The sequence below is a fragment of the Pseudomonas sp. 65/3-MNA-CIBAN-0223 genome (assembly GCF_040310425.1).
Lineage (GTDB): Bacteria > Pseudomonadota > Gammaproteobacteria > Pseudomonadales > Pseudomonadaceae > Aquipseudomonas > Aquipseudomonas gregormendelii.
Window position 1 is genome coordinate 1 of sequence record NZ_JBEOPV010000298.1, and the last position, 244, is coordinate 244.

General features: G+C 58.2%; 1 protein-coding gene. It reads right to left on the reverse strand.

Annotated features, from left to right (window positions below; all coding sequences use genetic code 11):
* Positions 1-184, reverse strand: a 184-nt coding sequence (locus tag AAEZ09_RS28965; RefSeq protein WP_350601763.1) for a CinA family protein, incomplete at its 3' end; no start/stop codon positions are given.
* Positions 185-244: the final 60 nt, after the last annotated feature.

Genomic DNA, 244 nt, shown 5'->3' on the forward strand with positions numbered 1-244 from the left:
GCTGACGGGTCTTCTGCGCATTGGAATAGGTGATATATCCCGCCTCGAACCACGCCGAGCTACCGGCGATACGGGTAATCGCCTCGGCGATACCACCACCGGTACAGGATTCGGCAGTGCAGACCTGCGCGCCATGCCGTTGCAACGCTTTGCCTAGCTGCGCAGCCAGTTCAGTGAGATTCATCTGCGCTCCGTACAATCTGAAAGAAAGCCCCGTACCCTACACCAGCGAGTCGAGTAGTTC